This window comes from Streptomyces longwoodensis (assembly GCF_001514125.1).
In the GTDB taxonomy this organism is placed as follows: Bacteria; Actinomycetota; Actinomycetes; order Streptomycetales; family Streptomycetaceae; genus Streptomyces; species Streptomyces longwoodensis.
On sequence record NZ_KQ948549.1, the window covers coordinates 741708 to 762889 of the forward strand.

Genomic DNA, 21182 nt, shown 5'->3' on the forward strand with positions numbered 1-21182 from the left:
TGGTCAGGAAGCGCGTGCGGAGAGCCAGGTCTCCAGCACCAGGAGCGACCAGAGCGTCTCGGCGGCGTCGGCCGTCGGCGTCTCGGTCTGGGTGCGGAACAGGTCGTGGACGGCGCGGGCGCGGACGTAGTCGTGGCAGCGGGCGCCGGGCGCGAGGAGGAGGTCGCCGATCATGCCGTACAGCGCCTCCCCGGGCTTGATCATGGCGGTGATGGGCAGGGTGAAGGGCTGTTTGGGACGCTCGACGACGCTGCGCGGCACCCAGCGGCGGGCGGCCTCGGCGACGGGCGCCTTCACGATGCCGTCGGCCACCTTGACGTGGGCCGGCAGCGAGTGGGCCAGCCGGATCACGGACGGCTGGAGGAACGGGATGCGGGCCTCCACCGAGTGGGCCATGCCGAGGTGGTCGACGCGGCGCAGGATGTAGTACGGGAACCGCTCGAACTGGTCGTACCGCAGCAGCGTCTCGAGCTTGCCGTGCTGCCCGGACCGCACCCGCTCGTCGAGGTCGTCGCCGATGCCGTCGCCGAAGAACCCGCCGGCCTCCTCGACGAGCCGGAGGTACTCGGGGGTGTACAGGCGCTCCAGGGCCGTTCGGTGTACGGCGGCCAGGGCGTCCTGGTAGGCGCGGTGCCAGGTGAGGGAGCCGTCCTGGGTGGCCTTGTCGAACCGGGCGTACCCGGCGAAGAGTTCGTCGGCGCCGTCGCCGGTCAGCGCGACCTTGAACCCGGCCTGGTGCACGGCCTCGAACAGGGCGAAGGTGCTGAGGCTGTGCGGGGCGTTGTTGGGCTGGTCGAGGTGGCGGACGAACCGCTCGACCAGGGCCGGGAAGGCTGCCGGGTCGAGCAGGACCTGGTGGTGCCGGGTCCCGCAGTGCCGGGCGACCTCCTCGGCGAAGTGCCGTTCGTCCGACGGCCATTCACCCCGGTAGGCGATGTTGAAGGAGGCGAGGTCGGGCACCAGGTCGGCGGCGAGCGCGGTGGTGTAACCGGAATCGAGACCGCCGCTGGTGATGACGCACACCGGGACGTCCGCGTCGAGCATGCGGCTCATCTCGTCCCGGAGGATCTCGTCGAGCCGGGCCCCCGCCGCGGCGACGGTCGGTTCCCCGTCGAGCGGGTCGACGGGGTCCTCGGCCAGGGGTGTCTGGGCGACCTTGAGGCGCCCGTCCGCGAAGCGCAGCACCGACCCCGGCTTCAGGGTCCGCACCCGGGTGTAGACGGTGCCGGGGCCCCAGACCGCGCGGCCGCCGAGGTACCGGTCCACGGCGAGCGGGTCGATCGTGTCGGGGAAGTCGGGCAGTCGGCCGAGCGCCCGCAGCTCCGAGGCGAAGCACAGCCGGCTGCCGTTGCCGGAGAGGTAGTAGTAGAGCGACTTCATGCCGGCGTGGTCGGTGAACAGCTTCAGGCACGGTTCCTCGCGGCGGTCGACCACCGCGACGGCGAACATGCCCTCCAGCCGGCTGACGAAGGCGTCCCCGTGGACCTCGTAGAGCGGCAGCAGGACGTCACCGTCGCAGTCGCCGCTGAAGGAGTAGCCCCGGGCGGCCAACTCCGCGCGCAGTGCCCGGTGGTTGTAGATCTCGCCGTTGAAGACGCAGGACAACCCCGGGCGCTCGAAGGGCTGGTGGCCGTCGGCGACGCCCTGGATCGCGAGCCGGTTGTTGCCCAGCGTCCAGCCGTCACCGGAGCGGCGGGTCATCTCGTCGGGTCCGCCCTCGCGCATCGTGCCCGCGACGTCGTCCCACACCCGCGGGCTGATCGTCGCCCCGCCGAAGGAGCCGTAGATGCGGCACACGGTCAGGCCTCCGTCCGCGTGAGGGCGCCGACGGGTTCCCGGGCGCAGTCCACCGCGCTCTGCCGTGCGGCCGGGTAGTGGCGGCCGAGGAACTCGGTGACGATCTCGACCTGCCGCAGGATGTCCTCGAGCTGGGCCGGGGTGGGGCTGGTGCCGTGACCGTCGAGTGCGCTGTTGCCGGTCTTGAGGTAGACGGGCGCGGCCACCCGCACGATGTCGGGCGCCTCGTAGGTGCGGACGAAACCACCGGACGTGCGGGGGTTGTCCACGTGGCAGTCGAGCGGGATGGCCACGGCCTGGCGCAGCGCGGCGATCATCGGCAGGGTGAGGTCGCGCACGGGGTTGAAGCTGTTCGCGCCGAGCATCTCCAGCAGCTGCGCGGCGGCCGGATTGCCCTGACCGCAGTGGGCGGAGACCTTCAGGTGGATGTCCATGGGCAGGTCACCGGCGTTGCGCAGCCGGCCCAGCACCCACAGCAGCCCTTCGTCGTAGACGACGAACCCGCGTACCCCGAGGTCGATGCCGCGCTTGACGTCCTCGACGGCGCGCACGACCTGCTCCTGGCCGCGCAGCCGGTAGCCGATCCGCGCACCCTCCGGCGTCTGCACGCTGGCGCCGATGTCGTACCCGGCTCGCGGGCCGACGGACATCAGGATCTGGGCGCCGTACTCCTCACCGAGGGCGACGTACTCGCTGATCGCCCGGGCGGTGTGCCGGTACATGCCGCGCGTCTCGGTGATGCGGTTGATGGCGAAGCCCCGGCGGCGGCTCTCGGCGAGCAGGGTCTCGGCGGCCTGCACGGAGTTCACCGTGGGCACCTCGATCCGGTAGTGGCCGCCGTCGGCGAACCGTCCGCTCGAGCCGGCGGGGCCGTGCGCGTCCCCGTCCGGCAGCCCGAGCCGGGCGAGCTGGGTGCGCGTCCGCTCGTAGAAAGCGGTCGTGTGCGTCATCGCGTGACCTCCATGCCGAGCAGCTCGGCCGTGCGCCGGACGATGTCCTCGGCGATCCGTATCGAGGTGGCGCGGTCGGCGTGCACGACCTGCACCTCCCCGAAGTTGCCGAGGTTGCCGCGGCAGGGCGGGATCGTGTCGCCGTCGGGGAACCGGACGGTGAGGGCGTGCAGGTCGGCGCCGTACTCGGCCGCGGCCCAGCCGAGGTCGGGCACCTGCCGCGGCCGGGGTACGGCGTCCACGGCACCGAACCACCGGACCGTCGCGTAGCGGGTGAACTCGGTGGGGCCGCGCTCGATCCGCTCGTCGAGGTGGATGCGGACGAGCAGGTCGAAGATGTCGCCGCCGCCGGCGAGCCGGAACAGGTTGGGCAGGCAGGAACCCATGATCCTCGGGTTGAGTTCGATCAGCCGTGGTCGGCCGTCGGTACCGAGCATGATCTCCACGTGGAAGATGCCGAGCCGGAGGCCCATCGCGCCGACGACCGCCTCGGCGTACTCCATGACGCGGTCGTGTTCGGCGGGAGTGATGCCGGCCGGGATGGTGGTTCCCGTCTCCAGGGCCTCGTGCCGGTCCCACGTGGAGCGCTCGCTGACCGCGAGGCGCAGGAACCTGCCGTGGGCCAGGCCGATCTCGGCGGAGACGAAGCGCCCGCTCAGGTACTCCTCGACCAGGATGCCGGTCCGGTAGGCCCCGGCGGCCGGTGCCGCGGCGAGGACCGCCCGCAGTTCCCCGGGGTCCGCCACGACGTGGGCGCCCTCGCTGCCCGACCCCCGGGCGGGCTTGACGACCACGGGGTAGCCGGTGCGGGCGGCGAACGCGGCGGCCTCGTCGAAGCCGGTGACGACCGCGTGCCGGGTGCTGTCCAGGCCCGCCGCGGCCAGGACGTCGCGGCAGCGGTCCTTCTGCTTGGCCGCCTCGGCGGCGCGCGCGTCGGTGAACGGCACGCCGATCTCCTCCGCGATCACCGCGACCGGCACGACGAGTGCGTCGACGGTGGCGACGAAGCCGTCGACGGGCCGCTCCGCGTGGACGGCGTGGATGCGGCGCCGCAGTGCTTCGATGTCCGTCGCGTCCTGGAGGACGTGCACCCGGTCGACGTACTTGGCGTAGGGCGAGGACTCGAAGTCGATGTTCTGCGACTGCTCCATCCGCAGCGAGCGGATGAGGGTGACGTGGTGGCCGAGCCGCTTGGCCGCCTCGAACGCCGGGGCGTTGCCGGCCTTCCAGGTCACGAACACCACGTGCTGCGGGGCGTATCCGTCCTCCCGGTGGGTGGCCGCCGTCGTCATGCCGTCCTCCTCGCGAAGCGCTGTCCGATGCGGACGTAGGCCGGGCTGTCGGTGCCGGGCGCCGGGATGAAGGAGATGGAGCCGGCCAGGACGTTCCTCTCCGACATGGAGCTGAACCCGCCGGCGCCGGACAGGACGAGGTCGCCCTCGTCCAGCTGCCGCCAGGCGCCGTCGGGCTGTCGCTCGGAGTAGGCGTAGCGCAGGTGCTCCCGGCCGGGCGCGACCCGCAGCAGGTAGCCGTCGGAGGCGTACGTGCCCACGCAGTCGCCGAGGGCCATGGTGAACGGCCGGCCCGTGCGGATCAGTCCGGCCCCGGTGAGCCCGCGCAGGAGGTCCTCGTAGAGGCCGAACGCCGGGTAGGCGTTGGCGAGCAGCACCAGGAAGGACCCGTTCTCGGGGAAGACCTGGACGAAGTTGTGGTGGCCGCTGCCGTTGGAGTTGAAGCCGAAGGCGGTCGGTCCGAACATCAGCCAGCCCAGACCCCAGGCGTGCATGAAGTGGTGCCCCGGGACGGGGATCTGCGGGGTGCGCATCTCCTGGGCGAGCGCGGCCGACAGCAGCCGTTCGCCGTCGCCGGTCACCCCGTCGTTCAGGGCGAGCGCGGCGATCCGCGCCACGTCCTCGACGGTGAGGCAGACCGAGAACGAGCCGGCCGCGTCGTCGGCGACCGTCTGCCGGGGCGGATCGTGGCGCAGGTAGCGCTGGGCGCCCTCGTCCCACAGGAAGCCGTCCGAGACGGTGCCCCCGTAGTGGCCGTGCTCGCCGAGGGTCTCGGGGATCTCCCGGATCCCGAGCGGGCCGAGCATCAGCTCGTTGACGGCGCGGCGCCAGGGGACGCCGAGCAGCTTCTCGATCAGTGCCGCGACGATGGAGGTGCCGACCGCGGAGTACGCGAACACCTCACCCGGCTCGAACAACTGGCCGTACGCGCTGAGCGTGTCGATGTAGGCGGCGAGGCCGGGGAGGTCGGTGTCGTGCCAGACCTCGTAGGAGTCGTCCACCCCGCTGGTGTGGGACAGCAGCTGGCGCAGGGTGACCTCGACGGTACGGCCGTCGCGGCGCCGGAACGCCTCCGGGAGCAGCGCGTGCAGCGGCTCGTCCAGGCCCACCAGGCCACGGTCGACCAGGCGCAGGGCGACGAAGGCGAGCATCGGCTTGGTGAGACAGGTGACGCGCTGGCGGGTGTGCGCGCCATAGGGGTCCCCGGTGCGCTCGTCCACCACGCCGTAGTAGGTGAACGCGGTCGTGCCGTCGAGGTGGACGGCCATCCCGGCGCCGGGCAACCCGTGGCCGAGGCCCGACTCCCGCAGGGTCCGCGCCAGGTCGCGCAGGGTGTCCGCGGTGGCGGCGGTGGCGCCGGGTGTCGTGCGAGGGGTCTGGGCACGCTTGCGGGACAGCAGTCCGCTCTGGGCGGCGAGTGTGCGGTGCTCGTACACCTCGGCCACCCGGACCGTGCGGCCCGCCGCGTCGGAGAGCCGGGCCGCGAGCAGGTTGGCCAGCAGGGAGTGGCCGCCGACGGAGAAGAAGTCCAGGTCCGGGGTGGGGGACGGGATGCCGAGCAGGTCGGCCCAGATCCCGGCGACCGCGGTCCGGTCCGGGTCACCGCCCGGGGCTCCGGCCACGGTCCGCAGGCCCCAGTCCACGTCCCGCGCGGCGAGAGCTTTGCGGTCGACCTTTCCGTTGGGCAGCTGGGGCAGCCGGTCCTCCACGAGGATCTTGGCGGGCTGCATGTAGTGGGGGAGTGCGGCGCGCAGCCGTGCGGTCATGGCCGCGACCGACACCGTGCCGCCGTCCCGGGCCACGTAGCACACCAGCCGGGTGTCGTCGCCGACGGGCACGGCGAGCGCGGCGACGTCGCGCAGCCCGACGGCCTCGCGCAGGACCGCCTCGATCTCGCCCAGTTCGATCCGGAAGCCGCGCACCTTCACCTGGTGGTCCCTGCGGCCCAGGAAGCGCAGTTCACCGTCCTCGGTCCAGCAGGCCAGGTCCCCCGTGCGGTAGAGCCGCCCGTCGGTGTGCCCGGCGAGGTGGGCGGGGGCGGGCACGAACGCGGCGGCGGTGCGCTCCGGGTCGTTGAAGTATCCGGCGGCCACACCGTGGCCGCCCAGGTGGAGTTCACCGGTGCTGCCCTTCGGCACCAGCCGTCCGTGGGCGTCCAGCAGGAAGACCACGGTGTTGTGGATCGGCCGGCCGATGGTGGGGGCGGTGGCGGTCGGGCCGGTGAAGCACTTCGCGGTGGAGTACGTGGTGTCCTCGGACGGGCCGTACAGGTTGAACAGGCGTGCGATGCCGGTCTTCTCGAAGGCGGCGTTGACGAGTTCCTTGGACAGGGGCTCGCCGGCCACGTTGAGCACCCGGGTCGAGGGCGGCACCGCCCCCCGCTGGAGCAGCACGTTGGCCGCGCTCGGCACGGTGTTGATCAGCGTGGGCCGCAGCCCCTCCTCCTCGGTGAGCGACAGGACGTTGTCCACGACGACCACACAGCCGCCACGGGTGAGCGGTGCCCACAGCTCGTAGACCGAGAGGTCGAAGTTGAGCGAGGTGGAGAACAGGACCCGGGCGACCTCGTCGTCGTGGTACGTCCGCCGGGCCCAGGCCAGCAGGGCGGCCACGTTGCGGTGGCTGATCACCACGCCCTTGGGCCGGCCGGTCGAGCCGGAGGTGTGGATCAGGTGGGTGGCGGCGGTCGCGGGGACGGCGAGGTCGAGGGGAGCGGTGTCCGCGCCGGACGCCTCCTCCCACAGTTCCGTGAACCGGAGCCCGGACGCACCGGTGTCCTCGAGCCAGCCGGGTGCGACCGTGTCCCCGTGCACGACGGTGGCCAGGTCGGCGGTCCCGGCGATGGTCCGCAGCCGGTCGGCGGGGTAGGCAGGGTCCAGGGGGACGTAGGCGCACCCGGCCTTGTGGACGGCGAGGAGCAGCACGACCAGGCGGTGGCTGCGGGGCAGGGACACCCCGACCCGGGAGCCCGGGCCGACCCCCGCGGCGGCGAGGGCGCGGGCCAGCCGGTTGGCCTCCGCGTCCAGTTGGCGGTAGGTCAGGGTCGTGCCCCGCCACTCGACGGCCGGCGCTCCGGGCGTCCGGGCGGCCTGGGCCTCGACCAGGGCGTGCACGGGGGTGTCGGCGGCGTAGGGGAGCGCCGTGTCGTTGACCTCGTCGACGAGGTGGCGGACCTCGGCTTCGGAGAGCACGCGCAGGTCGACCGCCGCGGCACCGGGGTGGCGGACGGCGTCCTCGAGCAGGGTGTCGAGACCCGCGGCCAGCCGGGAGACGAACTCGGGCGCGAAGAGGTGACGGTCGTGGTGCAGGGTGAGGCGCAGGCCCGCGCCGGTTCGGACGCTCTCCAACAGCAGCGCGAAGCCGTCCGGTGCGCTGCCGGTGCCGTCGTGGTCGACGCAGCCCACGAGCAGGCCGCTGCCCGACCCGGTGGGCGCGGGCGTGCCGTCGGCGGCCGCGTCCCGGTACCCGGCCGCCCAGGCAGCCGCCAGGGAGCACAGGGTGGCGTCCGGCGGGAACGACGTCCGTACGCCCACGGGGCGCTCCAGGGGTGCGCCGTCCGTCCCGCCCACCCGCGCCACCACGAAGTCGTCCTGGCCGCTGTGGCGGTGCAGGAGCACCGCGAACGCCGCGTGCAGGAGGTCCGGGACCTCGATGCCGCCCCGGTCGGCGAGTGCGGTGAGCTCTTCGGGACGGTCGTGGGTCCACGTGTGCGTCATCGGCGTCCGCGTCCCTGCCCGAGGACGCGCGCCGTCCCGGAGGGGGAGGTGCAGGGCAGGGGCCTCATCCGGCGGAATCACGGTGGACGAGGCGGCAGATATGTCCACCATCAGCCTTTTCCTTACGTCACGTTCGAACAACGGGTGAAATCGGCGTCGGGACGCCGAGGTATTTTCTTGCCTTGCGTTCTCGCCTTACGAAAAACTGATGTCCAGGGACTTTCGCCCCGTCCTTTTCCGTGATGATGGAAGATCGGCGCGGCGAATTATCTAGCGACGAGGGCATGCGTATTCACGCCGCCCGCACGAATGCTGATTCCCGGGTACATCCATCCCGTCGGCCGCTGAATACGAGCAGCACTGATCACGGGAACAACTGCACGCTCAGACGGCCACGGGTCCCGGCTCGAGGCGCCTGCCGCGTACGGCCCACGCGGCGACGGCCGGCATGGCGGCCCCCACCAGGGCGAAGCCCGCGGCCATCACGAGCCAGCCGAGCGTGCCGTGCTCGACGGCGAGCCAGGTCAGCAGCGCGGGAGCGATCAGCTTGCCCAGGTCGGAGCCCATCGCGTAGGTGCCCTGGTACTGGCCCTGCGCATGGTCGGGGGCCAGTCCGAACGACATGCCCCAGCTGCCCGCGGACTGCCGGATCTCGCCGAGGACGTGGGCCAGGGCGCCGGCGATCAGCAGGACCGAGGCGAGCAACAAGGAGGGCCGGCCGCTGAAGGCGAAGACCCCGCAGGCCAGTGCCAGGCACAGGGCGCCCGAGCGGGAGGCCCGGGCCGCCGAGGAGGGCTCGTCGGTGCCGCGCGCCGCCCTCACCTGCAACAGGACCACGGCCACGGTGTTGGTGATCAGGATCGCGGCGATCATCCAGCGGGGTGCGGCCGTGTGGTGCAGCACCCAGATCGGCAGGACGACCTCGAGCAGCACGTTGTGCATGGACAGCAGACCGTCCAGGACCACGAACGTCAGGTACGGCCGGTCCCGCAGCACGATCAGGGCGGGTCCGCTGCGGGCCGGTTGCGGCTCGACGACCGGGAGCAGCAACGACAACAGGCCGGTCAGCAGGTACGTGGAGGCGTTGAAGACGACGGCGGCCCGGTAGGCCGGGCCGGAGTCCACGGCGAGCAGGACGCCTGCGAGGACGGCGCCGAGGGAGACGCTGACGTTGCTGGTGGCACGCAGGTGGGCGCGCACGGCGACGCGCTGCTCGGGCGGGACGAGGCCGGCCACCACGGCCATGCGGGCGCTGCGGCTGGCGCTGTACGCCAGGGCCTGCACGGACACCACCAGCAGGTACATGCCAAAGCCGTGCACGGCGAGGAGGGCGGCGGTGAGCGGCCCGAGGGCGAGGAACGACCAGATCTGCACCGAGCGGGGGCCGAGGCGGTCGGCCAGGTGTCCGGTCGGTGTGCTCACGGCTAACGCCACGCCTGCGGCCACGCCCACGCCGACGCTGAACTGACCGGGTGTCAGGTGCAGGACGGTCATGGCGTAGATGGCGTTGAGCGCCATCCACAGGCCCTGACCCAGGGTGTGCACCAGTGTGATGCCGGAGAGGAGCCGAGCGGGTCCCTTCGGTGGAAGCAGTCGGCTCAGCATGCGTCCGCCGTACTGGTTTTTTCTTTTGCGCACGTCAGGATCTCTGGCACGCCCCTACCTCTCGTTCAGCGCCATTGCCAACGACAAGATTCGGGTATTGCCCCCGTAATCCGAGGCCGAGATCGTCGGCCTCGCGGGGTCCATCGAATCGGCGTGCCGGTGCCGTGTCCAGAAAACTCACATGTGATGCCGATCACAGTGGAATATTTCCCACCTGTGAAGTGCGCTTCCTGGCAAAGAGAAGGGGAAAACGGATTAGTCTGCTGCGATGACAAACAGCGAGCTGGTGGTCGACCTGCTGAAGTGATCGAGGAACCGGCTCGCCGTCGGGCCGCCCGCGCGGGTCACAGCAGCAGGTAGAGACCCGTCACCGTGGTCAGGCCGGCACAGACCGCCAGTACCCAGGCGACACAGCGCCGCCGCAGCGTGCGGTACCGGTGCTCGTACTCGGCCCGCAGCGAGTGGCACCGGGCCACGACGCGCTCCAGGTCGTCCCGGGCCCGCTGGAGGCTGTCGGTCACGTAGTGCTGTTCGATCTGCTCCCGCTGGCCGGTCGTCAGCCAGTCGAGCTGCTCGGCGAAGGCCCGGGCGCGGGTCTCGGCCTCCGCCACCCGGGCCTGCCACAGGAGGTACCCCTCGACCTCGTTGGCGAGGTCGCCCGGCTGGCTGTCGGCCGCCTGTCCCGGCAGGCCGTTCACGGCGTCCTCGTGTCGGCCTGCCGGGGTCCGTGCGCCGCGGCCTCGGCCATCGCGATGTCGGGGTGGTGCAGGTCGAACGCCGGGGACTCGCTGCGGATGCGCGGCAGGGTGGCGAAGTTGTGCCGCGGCGGCGGGCAGGAGGTCGCCCACTCCAGCGAGCGGCCGTAGCCCCAGGGGTCGTCGACGCCGACCGGCTTGCCGTACTTGGCCGTCTTCCACACGTTGTAGAGGAACGGGAGCATCGACAGGCCGAGCAGGAAGGAGGCGATCGTCGAGATCGTGTTGAGCGTGGTGAAGCCGTCGGCCGCCAGGTAGTCGGCGTACCGGCGCGGCATGCCCTCGGCGCCCAGCCAGTGCTGCACCAGGAACGTGCCGTGGAAGCCGACGAACAGCGTCCAGAACGTGATCTTCCCCAGGCGCTCGTCGAGCAGCTTGCCGGTGAACTTCGGCCACCAGAAGTGGAAGCCCGCGAACATCGCGAAGACGACCGTGCCGAAGACGACGTAGTGGAAGTGCGCCACCACGAAGTAGGAGTCCGACACGTGGAAGTCCATCGGCGGCGAGGCCAGGATGACACCGGTCAGACCGCCGAAGAGGAACGTCACCAGGAAGCCCGCGACCCACAGCATCGGCGTCTCGAAGGACAGCGAGCCCTTCCACATCGTGCCGATCCAGTTGAAGAACTTCACCCCGGTGGGCACCGCGATGAGGAACGTCATGAAGGAGAAGAACGGCAGCAACACGCCGCCGGTGACGTACATGTGGTGCGCCCACACGGTGACCGACAGGCCGGCGATCGCGATGGTGGCCGCCACCAGGCCCATGTAGCCGAAGATCGGCTTGCGGGAGAAGACCGGGATGATCTCGGTGACGATGCCGAAGAACGGGAGGGCGATGATGTACACCTCCGGATGGCCGAAGAACCAGAACAGGTGCTGCCACAGCAACGGGCCGCCGTTGGCCGCGTCGTAGATGTGCGCCCCGAACTTCCGGTCCGCCATCAGGGCGAACAGCGCGGCCGCCAGGACCGGGAAGGCCAGCAGCACCAGCACGGCCGTCAGCAGGACGTTCCAGGTGAAGATCGGCATCCGGAACATCGTCATGCCGGGTGCGCGCATGCAGATGATCGTGGTGATGAAGTTGACCGCGCCGAGGATCGTCCCGAAGCCCGAGAAGGCCAGGCCCATCACCCACAGGTCGCCCCCGACGCCCACCGTGCGCTCGGCGCTCGACAGGGGCGAGTAGGCGAACCAGCCGAAGTCGGCCGCACCGTTCGGGGTCAGGAACCCGCCGACCGCGATGAGCGAGCCGAACAGGTAGAGCCAGTAGGCGAACATGTTCAGCCGCGGGAACGCCACGTCGGGCGCGCCGATCTGCAGCGGCATGATCCAGTTGGTGAAGCCGGCGAACAGCGGCGTCGCGAACATCAGCAGCATGATCGTGCCGTGCATCGTGAACGCCTGGTTGTACTGCTCGTTCGAGATGATCTGGATGCCCGGCCGCGCCAGCTCGGCGCGCATGACCAGCGCCAGCACGCCACCCAGCAGGAAGAACGCGAACGACGTGGTGAGGTAGAGCGTCCCGATGGTCTTGTGGTCGGTGGTGGTCAGCCACTTCACCACCACGCTGCCGGGCTTGCGGGCCTTGACCGGCAGCTCGCTCTCGTAGGTGGCGGGGGCCGGCCCGTGCGGGTCGTTGAGAATGCTCACAGGTCGTGTGTCTTTCGGTGCTCGCGGTATGCCGGCGCCATGGCGCCGGTCACTGGCCATCTTCGCGATGTGCAACGACGGCCGACTCCCGCAGCGTTCGACACGCGGCCGATCGGCTGAGGCGGTCACCCGAGTGGCCTACCCGGTGCCCCTGGCGGCCCGTCGGACCGGCCCCCGCGAGGACTGACCCGCCCCGGTCCGGGTACCCCGGCCCGCACCAGGGGCGCCCGCTCGCCCGCGCCGCGGACCCGGGCCCCCCGACCCTGCGACCAGCGAAGGGCGGGCGACCATGTCAGGAACCCCGGTCGGTCCCGCGGACGACGGGCTCGACGTCCACTTCATCGGCAACGCGACCGTCCTGCTGCGCTACGGTCCGCTGACCCTGCTCACCGACCCCAACTTCCTGCACCGCGGCCAGTACGCCCACCTCGGCTACGGCCTGGTGAGCCGGCGCCTGACCGAGCCGGCCCTCGCGCCCCAGGACCTGCCCCGCCTCGACGGGATCGTGCTGTCCCACCTGCACGGCGACCACTGGGACCGGCAGGCCCGCCGGCACCTCGACCACGCGACCCCGGTCGTGACGACGCCGCACGCCGCGCGCCGCCTCAAGGTGTTCCAGGGCTTCGCGCGCACGGCCGGCCTGCGGACCTGGCAGGGCCTGACCCTGGAGCACGGCGGTGTCCAGGCCCGGATCACGGCCCTGCCCGGGCGGCACGCCGGCCAGCGGGTGCTGCGCGGGCTGCTGCCGCCGGTCATGGGCAGCATGCTGGAGTTCGGCTCGGTGGGCCGGCCGCCCCGGCTGCGGCTGTACCTTTCGGGCGACACACTCGTCCACGACGGGCTCGACGAGATCGCCCGGCGCTTCCCGGCCGCCGACCTGGCCGTGCTGCACCTGGGCGGCACCACCCTGCCGGGCGGGTTCCTCGTCACCATGGACGGGGCGCAGGGCGCGGAGCTGTCCCGCCGGCTGGCTCCCCGGGCCGTGCTGCCCGTCCACTACCACGACTACACGGTGATGCGGTCGCCGCTGTCGGACTTCCTGGCCGAGGCGGAGCGGCTGGGGCTCGGCGACCGGATCGTGCACTGCCCGCACGGCGGCCGGGCCCGCCTGACGGTGGCCGACGGGGCGGTCGCCATGGCGTGAGCAGCGGCCGCCGACCGACCACCTGGCAGGGCTGGACCGGCCGTCTCCGGGTACCAGGACCCCACGGCGCCCGGCGCGAAGCCGGGTGTCCCAGAGGGGAAGGAGTGACGCGTGTCCGCAGTGCTCGAAAGGATCAAGCGCTTCGCGAAGAGCCCGCAGGGGCGGCGCACGATCGACCAGGTACGCCGTACCGCGGCCGACCCGCGCCGCCGCGCCCAGGCCCAGCAGCTCCTGGGCAAGCTGCGCACCCGCCGCTGACGTGAACGGGGTGCCGCCGCCGGTCCCACCGCGCGGCGGCACCCCGCTCCGCGTCCGGACCGCCGCTCCCCGACGATCAGGCGCCCTCGGCGTCGGTGGCGTCGGTCTCGGCCCCGCCTGACCCGTACGGTCCGTCACCACCGCGCGACGCCGCGTGGCCGCGGTGGTTCACTGGCGCCATGCCTTTCGACCACTACGGCGTGCTCGCGGGGACCCTGTACGGACACCGCCGCGACGAGCCCGACGACCAGGGCCGCTGGTTCCACGTGAAGCTGGAGGTGGACGCGCCCGACGGCCGCTACCACTGTGCCGTCGACGTCGACAGCCACCAGTCCGCCGTGGGCGTGCGCTTCAAGACGTTCACCCTGGACGCCGCCGCCCTCGAACCGGCCGTGTCCCTGCCCCCGGGCTACCACGAACTGGACCGCGGGCCGGACTCCGGCGCCCTCGACCTCCTGCGCCACCCGGCGCTGGTGGACCACTCCGGCGTCCTGTTCGAGCGGCGCCCGCCGTCCTGGCTGACCGACCTGCTCGACCTGTTCGGCTCCCGGCCCTGGCACGCGGGCAGCAACCTCGACGCGGCGACCGCGCTGGAGGGCGTCCTCGTCCTCGGGCAGCGCATCCTGGTCTTCGGGGAGCCGTTCGACAACCGGCCCCGCGGCGACGTCGGCCTGCACAACGTGCACCAGAACCAGGGGGACCCGGCGGGCTCCCAGTGGTGGCCGGAGAACGGCGTCTGGCAGGATGGCGCGATCGTCACCCACCGTCCCGACGGCCGCTACGACGTCTTCCTCACCAGGTTCTCCAGCCAGGCCGGTCACACGGACGGCGCGGGACACCCGCTCGCCTGAGAGGGTCGGTCCCCGTGACGGCCGTCCCCCGGGTCACCGCTGCCCCACGCGTTGTCCGGGCGCAAACGGGGAACCCGTCAGCGTTCGGTTTCGGCAGCGGCCGGACGACGAGCGAGGAACGGCACGGCGACCTCCCCCGGCAGTGGGCCGGGTGCGCCGGCCGGAGACAGGAGGAGGCCGAGCCATGTCAGGCCCGGAGGGAACCGAGACCGCCCCGCCGTCGGGCGGCTCCGTGCTGCCCGCCGGTCTCACCCGTGCCCTGGACGCGATCCGGTCGGGCGCGTACGTGGTGGACGAGCTGGGCTGCATCCTGGCGGTCAACGCGGCCGCGGAGGGGCTCCTCGGCCGGTCCGCGGCGGAACTCCTCGGCCACGACGCGCACGACCTGCTGCACTGCGACGCCCACGGCCACCCGCTGCCGCACAGCCAGTGCGCGATGCGGAAGGCGTTCCACGCCGGGCGCGCGGCGCAGGCCCGGCACTCCTACTTCCTGGCCGGCGACGGCACCGTGCTGCCGGTGTCCTGGATGATCACGCCGTACGACATCGGGGGCGAGGGGTCGGCCACGCTCGTCGTCTTCCACACCGCGGATTCACCGGCCGAGGAGAGCGGACCCGACGGGCCGCGGACCATAGCGCTGTCGGAACTGGAGCGGCTGGCGCTGCTGGCCGAGACCACCGGCCGGCTGACCTCCACCCTCGACGTGGACGAGGCCGTGCGCAGACTCGTCGAGCTGGTCGTTCCCCGGCTGGCGGACTGGGTCGTCGTCGACCTGATCACCGAGCGCGACGAGGTGTGGCGGCACACCGTGGTCCACGCCGAGGGCGACGACCTGGTGGAGCTGGAGGAACTCAAGGGCCCCATGCCGCCGGTGCCGGCGCAGTCCCCGATGCCGCTGTCCCGTGCGCTGCGCGGGGCGGCCTCCACCCTGGCCGCGCCCCGGACCTACCAGCGGGAGCCCGACTCCGGCATCGCCGTCGAGCAGCGGCGCCTGTTCGACCACACGGGCATGCACTCCGCGGCCATCGCCCCGATCCGCAGCAGCCGGGAGGTGCTGGGCGCCCTGACGTTGGGCCGGACCGAGAACCCGGTGGAGTTCACCACCGACGACCTGCCGCTGCTGGAGGACATCGCCCGGCGGGCCGGTCTGGCGCTCGACAACGCGCGCCTCTACCAGCGCCAGCGCAAGGTCGCCGAGACCATGCAGAACCACCTGCTGCCCCAGATGCCGGGCGTCCCCGACCTGCAGATGACGGTCCGCTACCTGCCCGCGCCCGACGCCTCACAGGTCGGCGGCGACTGGTACGACGCCTTCCCGCTGGCCGACGGGTCCACCGCCCTGGCCATCGGCGACGTCGTCGGCCACGACCTGGAGGCCGCGGCCGGCATGGCGCAGGTGCGCAACATGCTCCGCGCCTACGCCTGGGCGCAGCAGGAGCCGCCCAGCCGCATCGTCGAGCGCCTGGACGCAGCGATCCAGCACATCACCGACGTCTCGATGGCCACCCTCATCTACGGCCGGCTCCAGCAGGCGGACGACGGCACCTGGCGGCTGTCCTGGACGAACGCCGGCCACCCGCCGCCCCTGCTGGTCAGCCGGGACGGCGTCACCACGTACCTCACGGACGGCCACGGCATCCTGCTGGGCACCGGCGTCGGCAAGGGCCGCCCCGACGCCACGGTGGCCCTCCCGCCCGGCTCGACCCTGATCCTCTACACCGACGGCCTCATCGAGGCGACGGGCCGCACCCTGGACACCGGCATGCAGCTCCTCCGCAAGCACGCCGCGGCCCTGATCCACCGCCCCCTCCCCGCCTTCACCGACCACCTCCTGCGCCGGGTCCGCTCCCCCCGCAACGACGACGACGTGGCCCTCCTGGCCCTGCGCACCCCGTGAGCCGACGGGGCGCGGGCGCATGAGGCAGCGGCCGTCCGCCGGGCGCCCGACACCTCAGACGCCGAACAGGCGCGCCCCGTTGTCGTGGCACACCGCGCGGAGCCAGGCGTCGCCCAGGTCCAGGCGCTCCAGTGCCTGGAGCTGGTGGAGGTACGGGTAGGGGATGTTCGGGAAGTCCGTGCCGAGCAGGACGCGGTCGGCGAGGTCGGCGAGCCGGGGCAGGGCGCGGTGGGGGAACGGGGCCAGCCGGTCGGCGAAGTCGGTGAACGTCATCGTCGTGTCCAGCCGCACCTGCTCGTACCGTTCGGCGAGGTCCAGGAAGTCCTCGTACTCGGGCATCCCCATGTGCGCCACGATCAGGCGCAGCCGCGGGTGGCGGGCCAGGACGCGGGCGACCGGCCCGGGTCCGGTGTGCTTGCCGGGGGCCGGCCCGGAGCCGCAGTGGATCACCACCGGGACGCCGGCCTCGGCCAGCAGGCCCCAGGCGCCGTCGAGGAGGTCGTCGGCCGGGTCGTACGCGCCCACCTGCACGTGGGCCTTGAACACCCGGGCGCCCGCCTCCACGGCCTCACCGACGTACGCCCGCACGTCCGGTTCGGGGAACAGGGTGGCGGTGTGCAGGCAGCCGGGGGTGCGGCGGGCGAAGTCGACGGCCCAGTCGTTCAGCCAGCGGGCCATGCCGGGCTTGTGCGGGTACAGCATGGCCGTGAAGGCGCGGACGCCGAAGTCCCGCAACAGCGCCGCCCGTTGTTCCTCCTCGGCCCGGTAGGTGATCGGCCACTCGATGCCGCCGGTGAGCGGGCCGAGCGCGTCGAAGTAGGCCCAGACCTTGCGCAGCACGCGGTCGGGCATGAAGTGCGTGTGCACGTCGACCAGGCCGGGCAGCCCGAGCCGGGTCCAGAACCGGCGTACCCCGTCGGCTTCGGGGGTGCCGGGCCCCAGGGGACCGGCCTGGTCGGCGGGGGCGCCGCGGTGATCGCTCATGGCGTCCACGATCGGCCGGGGGGAGGCGGCCGGTCCAGTCCCCGGTCGTGGAGGTTCAGGCTCCTTCGATCTCCGTGGCGACCGGGGTGCCCGTCTCCACCGTGCGGCTGACCGTGCAGAGCCGGTCGTGGGAGCTCTTCACCGCCCTCGGCAGGATCGCCCGGGCCCGCTCGGCGCCCTCGCCGTCGGGGAACGCCACGTGGAAGGAGACCCGCAGGTCGGTGAGCCGGTTGCCCAGCTCGTCGGAGATCTTGTGGCCGGTCACCGTCACGCGGAACGCGTCCGGCTCGGCGTGCCGGCTCGTGGCCACGTCCACGTCGACCGCCGTGCAGCCCCCGAGCGCGGCGAGCAGCAGCTCGACCGGGGTGAACTCGCTCTCCGCGTCCGGTCCGGAGGCGGCGCCGAAGGCGATCGTGCCGCCGCGGGCGTTCGTCGCGACGAAGTGGCCGGTGCTGGTGCGCTCGACCGTGACGGAGCGCAGGGAGGTGTCGGTCATGCCGAGACAGTAATGCCCAGGGAGGAAGATGGGAGCTGAGGCAGCGCGCGGACCACAGCGGGGTGAGCACATGACGGCCAGGACACACAGCGTCGGCGTACTGGCGTTCGACGGCCTGAAGATGCTGGACCTCACCGGCCCCGCAGAAGTCTTCAGCGAGGCCAACCGGTACGGGGCCGACTACCGCCTGACGGTCGTCTCGATCGGCGGGAAGCCCGTGTCCTCGTCGATCGGCATGCGCGTCCCCGTCGACGCCGACGTGGCCGACGCGCCCGCCTTCGACACCCTCCTGGTGGTGGGGGGCGACCGGCTGCCCGAGGCGCCCGTCGAGCCCGAACTCACCGCGGCCACCGCGGACCTCGCCGCCCGGTCCGGCCGGGTCGCGGCCATCTGCACCGGCGCCTTCCTGCTGGGCGCCGCGGGCCTGCTCGACGGCAGGCGCGCCACGACGCACTGGCAGCACACGGCGCTTCTGGCCCGCCGCCACCCCCGGGCCCGGGTCGAACCGGACGCCCTCTTCGTCCGGGACGGCACGACCTACACCTCCGCCGGCGTCACCGCGGGCATCGACCTCGCCCTCGCCCTCCTGGAGGAGGACCACGGACCGGACCTCACCCGCCGCGTCGCCCGGTCCCTCGTCGTCTACATGCAACGGCCCGGCGGCCAGTCCCAGTTCTCGCCCTCACTGCAGGGCCCGGCCCCGCGCACCCCCGTCCTGCGGCTCGTCCAGGACGCCGTCCAGGCGGACCCGACGGGGGAGCACAGCCTGGACACCCTGGCCGCGGCCGTGCGGGTCAGCCCGCGGCACCTGACCCGCATGTTCCGCGCGGAGCTCGGCACCACCCCGATGAAGTACGTCGAACTGCTCCGCTTCGACATCGCCAAGGCCCTCCTCGACTCCGGGCACAACGCCACCGAGGCCGCCGCCCGGGCGGGCTTCCCCAGCTACGAGAGCCTCCGCCGGGCCTTCGCCCGTCACCTCGGCATCTCCCCGACCAAGTACCAGCACCGCTTCGCGACCACCGGCACGGGCTCCCGCACCCCCGCTCCGCCGCGCTGACCGGCGCGTCGCGGCTCGGGGCTCACGGGGTTCGGAGCTCGGCGCTCGGCGGCGCTCGGGGCTCGGCGCTCGGGGCCGACGGTCGGACGGTCGCCCACCGCCCGGCGTCCATGGCCGTTTCCGTGGGCTTCCTGGCCGTCACGGCGCGGCCCCGGACGGCCGGCGACGGGAGGGTGGAGGCACCGAAGGCAGCCGTTCAGCACCCCCCGAGGAGACCGTCATGAGCGAGAAGATCGCCGGTGTGGCCGTTCCGGACAGCGCACTGGCGCGGGCCGCGACCGAGCTGGTCCGCGAGACCACCCCGCCCCTGATCTTCCACCACTCCCGCCGTGTGTACCTGTTCGGCAGCCTCCAGGCGCAGGCGCTGGGCCTCGCCCCGGACCCCGAACTGCTGTACGTGGCCGCGCTGTTCCACGACACCGGTCTGGTGCCCCCGTACCGCAGCGACGACCAGCGCTTCGAGATGGACGGCGCCGACCAGGCCCGCGCGTTCCTGCTGGACCACGGGTGCTCCGAGGGCGACGCCGACACCGTGTGGACGGCCGTCGCCCTGCACACCACCCCCGAGGTGCCCTACAAGCTGGCTCCCGAGATCGCCGCGACCACGGCGGGCGTGGAGACGGACGTGCTCGGCCTCCACCTGGGCAGGATCCCGCGGGACCGGATCGACGAGGTCACCGCGGCCCACCCCCGTCCCGACTTCAAGCGGCAGATCCTCCAGGCGTTCACCGACGGGTTCCGGCACCGCCCGCACACCACGTTCGGCACGGTGAACGCCGACGTCCTGGAGCACTTCGTCCCGGGCTTCCGCCGGACCGACTTCGTCGACGTCATCCGGAACTCGGCCTGGCCCGAGTGAGCCCTGCTGCTCAGGGCGACGTCGTCCAACGCGGCGCCGTCTCCCTCCACGCCGCGTCCCACGCGGCGAGGTCGCGGCGCTCCAGGACGCGCGCCGCGACGCCGTACGCGGCCGCCGCCGCCCCCTGGACGGCGAGGGCGCCGAGGACGGCCCAGCCCATCGCCCGGCTGCGGACCTGGCCGGCGTCCAGCGGAGGCCCGGTGAGCTCCCCGTCCGGGCCCGCCCAGACGTGGACCGTGCTGCCCCTCGTCAGCCCGGGCCGGACGTCGGTCGTGGCCGTCCGCGCGACGCCCCCGGCATCGGTGAAGCCGACCTTGACCGGGTAGCGGGTCCTCCGCTCCTCGGCGGACCCCGGCTCCGGGTGCCTGCGGGCGTCCTCCAGCAGCACGGCGTGCGTGTCGTGCCGGGTGGCCGCCTGCTGCTGCGCGGTGCGGGCGTAGTGGCGGTGGGCGGTGTCACCGGCCCAGAACAGGGCGGCGGGCGTGGCCGCCAGCGCGGCCAGGACCAGGCCGAGGCCGAGCCACGCCCGGAACAGGTCGGTGCGGCGGCGCAGGGGATTGCGCCGCAGCCGCCGGAACAGGACCGTACCGCCGGACATCCGTCCCCCTACCGCGCCACCGGAGGCACCGGACCCGCCGCCGACGGGTGGGTGTGCGCCGCCTCCAGCAGCTTCGCCGCGCCCCGCACCGCCGCCGTGTGCGGCGCCGGGACGATCCGCACCGGTGCGGGCAGCCGCCCGGTGAGCCGGTACGTGATCTCGGGGCGCAGGGCGCCCCCGCCGGCCAGCAGGAGCCCGCGCCCCACGGCCTCGGCGCACAGCGAGCCGCGGTCCTGGCGCAGCATCGCCGTCAGCATCGTGGCCACCGCCTCGGCGACCTGCTGCGCCGTGACCGTGTCGCCGAGGTCGCCGGTGCCCAGGGCCACGCGGCGGGCGTCGGTGACGGCCCCCTCGCACAGCAGCACCACCTCCATCAGGTGCGCGCCCACGTCCACGACCAGCAGCGGCCGGGACAGGTCGGCGCCGGCGGCCAGGGCGACGGCCCGGGCGCCGGGCACCGTCAGCATGTTCCCCGCCCCCAGCGCCCCGACCACGGCCCGCACCCGCGTCCGGAAGGCCACGGCGTCCAGCGCGGGCGCCGCCACGACGACCAGCGGCCGGGCACCGTGGGGCAGGTGGTGGCCGAGGGCGCGCCCCAGCATCCGCGCACACCCGGCGACGTCGACGCTGGCACCCCGCCGCACCGGGTACAGCGCGCCGTCCTCGGCGAAGGCCACCGTGGGCACGTCCACCACGACACCCCGGCCGGCGATCCACGCCCGCGTGCGGGCACTGCCCAGGTCCAGGGCCACGCCGCGGCACCGCCGGCCCGTGGAGCACGGTCGGTGCCGTCCCGCCGGGTGGGGGAGGAGCGCGTCACCGGTCACGGGGCCGTCTCCTTGACCTGCTGGCAGCGGGCGCAGTAGCGGGCCTGCGGCACGATCATCAGGCGCTCCCGCTCGACCGGGCGCCGGCACAGGTGGCAGCCGCCGTAGGAGCCCTCGGCCATGCGCCGCAGGGCCGCCTCGACGTCGGTGAGGACCATGCGGGCCGAGGCGGCGAGTTCGACCCGCACCTCGACCTGCGCGGCGGCCTGCCCCGTGCCCCATGGCCCGGGCCGCGGGGTGACGGGCCGGGCCAGGCGGCCCAGTTGCTCCTGGCGGAACCGGCGCTGCTCGTGCAGGTTCTCGCGCAGCGCGGCGAGGTCCTCGGCCGACAGGTGCGTGGAGCGGTGGTCGACGGTGTGGTGGATCATCACTGCACCCCTTCAGGGCAGGGCGGAGGAGGGGTCGGACAGGGGCCGGAGACGGCCGGTGCGGCGGCGGTCA

General features: G+C 73.0%; 18 protein-coding genes. 6 read left to right on the forward strand and 12 right to left on the reverse strand.

Annotation, left to right across the window (positions count from 1 at the left end; genetic code table 11):
• Positions 1–3: 3 nt before the first annotated feature.
• The 7 genes from asnB to ctaD form a co-directional block, all read right to left on the reverse strand.
• Positions 4–1797 (reverse strand): asparagine synthase (glutamine-hydrolyzing), encoded by a 1794-nt coding sequence (gene asnB, locus AQJ30_RS03345; RefSeq protein WP_067228339.1) that lies wholly within the window; start codon positions 1795–1797, stop codon positions 4–6.
• 2 nt (positions 1798–1799) lie between these two features.
• A complete protein-coding gene (locus AQJ30_RS03350; protein ID WP_067228341.1) occupies positions 1800–2747 on the reverse strand; it encodes a peptidase in 948 nt (315 codons plus the stop codon).
• Positions 2744–4039: an ATP-grasp domain-containing protein gene (locus AQJ30_RS03355; RefSeq protein WP_067228342.1), complete on the reverse strand. Its 1296-nt coding sequence runs from the start codon at positions 4037–4039 to the stop codon at positions 2744–2746. The genes AQJ30_RS03350 and AQJ30_RS03355 overlap by 4 nt, the downstream gene beginning before the upstream one ends.
• Positions 4036–7755 carry a non-ribosomal peptide synthetase gene (locus AQJ30_RS03360; RefSeq protein WP_245726782.1) on the reverse strand — a complete coding sequence of 1240 codons (3720 nt, stop codon included), beginning with the start codon at positions 7753–7755 and terminating at the stop codon, positions 4036–4038. The genes AQJ30_RS03355 and AQJ30_RS03360 overlap by 4 nt, the downstream gene beginning before the upstream one ends.
• Before the next feature lie 384 nt (positions 7756–8139).
• A complete protein-coding gene (locus AQJ30_RS03365) occupies positions 8140–9360 on the reverse strand; it encodes an MFS transporter (RefSeq protein ID WP_067228346.1) in 1221 nt (406 codons plus the stop codon).
• Between the two features lie 344 nt (positions 9361–9704).
• Complete coding sequence (locus AQJ30_RS03370) at positions 9705–10058, reverse strand: cytochrome C oxidase subunit I (protein ID WP_174867738.1); 354 nt, start codon at positions 10056–10058, stop codon at positions 9705–9707.
• The gene (gene ctaD, locus AQJ30_RS03375) at positions 10055–11767 is read right to left on the reverse strand and encodes an aa3-type cytochrome oxidase subunit I (protein WP_067228348.1); all 1713 of its coding nucleotides are present in this window, start codon (positions 11765–11767) and stop codon (positions 10055–10057) included. Before ctaD ends, AQJ30_RS03370 begins: the two co-directional genes overlap by 4 nt.
• Positions 11768–12056: 289 nt before the next feature.
• Between ctaD and AQJ30_RS03380 the strand changes: the two genes are divergently transcribed.
• From AQJ30_RS03380 to AQJ30_RS03390, 4 genes are all read left to right on the forward strand, one after another.
• Positions 12057–12911, forward strand: coding sequence for an MBL fold metallo-hydrolase (locus AQJ30_RS03380; RefSeq protein WP_067228349.1), 855 nt, complete (start codon positions 12057–12059; stop codon positions 12909–12911).
• A gap of 111 nt (positions 12912–13022) precedes the next feature.
• A complete protein-coding gene (locus AQJ30_RS38640; protein ID WP_168218056.1) occupies positions 13023–13169 on the forward strand; it encodes a hypothetical protein in 147 nt (48 codons plus the stop codon).
• 179 nt (positions 13170–13348) lie between these two features.
• Positions 13349–14020 carry a DUF2278 family protein gene (locus tag AQJ30_RS03385; protein ID WP_067228351.1) on the forward strand — a complete coding sequence of 224 codons (672 nt, stop codon included), beginning with the start codon at positions 13349–13351 and terminating at the stop codon, positions 14018–14020.
• A gap of 184 nt (positions 14021–14204) precedes the next feature.
• Positions 14205–15917: a SpoIIE family protein phosphatase gene (locus AQJ30_RS03390; protein ID WP_067228353.1), complete on the forward strand. Its 1713-nt coding sequence runs from the start codon at positions 14205–14207 to the stop codon at positions 15915–15917.
• A gap of 54 nt (positions 15918–15971) precedes the next feature.
• Here AQJ30_RS03390 and AQJ30_RS03395 read toward each other — a convergent pair whose 3' ends face one another.
• Positions 15972–16901, reverse strand: coding sequence for an amidohydrolase family protein (locus AQJ30_RS03395; protein WP_067228968.1), 930 nt, complete (start codon positions 16899–16901; stop codon positions 15972–15974).
• A 55-nt stretch (positions 16902–16956) separates the two neighbouring features.
• A complete protein-coding gene (locus tag AQJ30_RS03400; RefSeq protein WP_067228354.1) occupies positions 16957–17397 on the reverse strand; it encodes an OsmC family protein in 441 nt (146 codons plus the stop codon).
• Between the two features lie 70 nt (positions 17398–17467).
• Here AQJ30_RS03400 and AQJ30_RS03405 point away from each other — a divergent pair, with 70 nt between their 5' ends.
• Together AQJ30_RS03405 and AQJ30_RS03410 are read left to right on the forward strand one after the other, a co-directional pair.
• On the forward strand, positions 17468–18457 hold the full coding sequence (locus AQJ30_RS03405) for a GlxA family transcriptional regulator (RefSeq protein WP_067228356.1): 990 nt from the start codon (positions 17468–17470) through the stop codon (positions 18455–18457).
• Positions 18458–18677: 220 nt separating this feature from the next.
• Positions 18678–19316, forward strand: coding sequence for an HD domain-containing protein (locus tag AQJ30_RS03410; protein WP_067228358.1), 639 nt, complete (start codon positions 18678–18680; stop codon positions 19314–19316).
• Between the two features lie 10 nt (positions 19317–19326).
• Here AQJ30_RS03410 and AQJ30_RS03415 read toward each other — a convergent pair whose 3' ends face one another.
• Genes AQJ30_RS03415 through AQJ30_RS39095 form a run of 3 tightly spaced genes read right to left on the reverse strand, consistent with a single transcriptional unit; the run spans position 19327 to position 21109 of the window.
• Positions 19327–19914: an Rv1733c family protein gene (locus tag AQJ30_RS03415; RefSeq protein ID WP_067228360.1), complete on the reverse strand. Its 588-nt coding sequence runs from the start codon at positions 19912–19914 to the stop codon at positions 19327–19329.
• A gap of 8 nt (positions 19915–19922) precedes the next feature.
• Entirely contained in the window at positions 19923–20741 is an 819-nt protein-coding gene (locus AQJ30_RS03420) for a rod shape-determining protein (protein ID WP_067228362.1), read from the reverse strand.
• Positions 20738–21109, reverse strand: a complete 372-nt coding sequence (locus tag AQJ30_RS39095; RefSeq protein ID WP_245726784.1) for a TraR/DksA family transcriptional regulator — start codon at positions 21107–21109, stop codon at positions 20738–20740. Before AQJ30_RS39095 ends, AQJ30_RS03420 begins: the two co-directional genes overlap by 4 nt.
• Between the last annotated feature and the right edge of the window lie 73 nt (positions 21110–21182).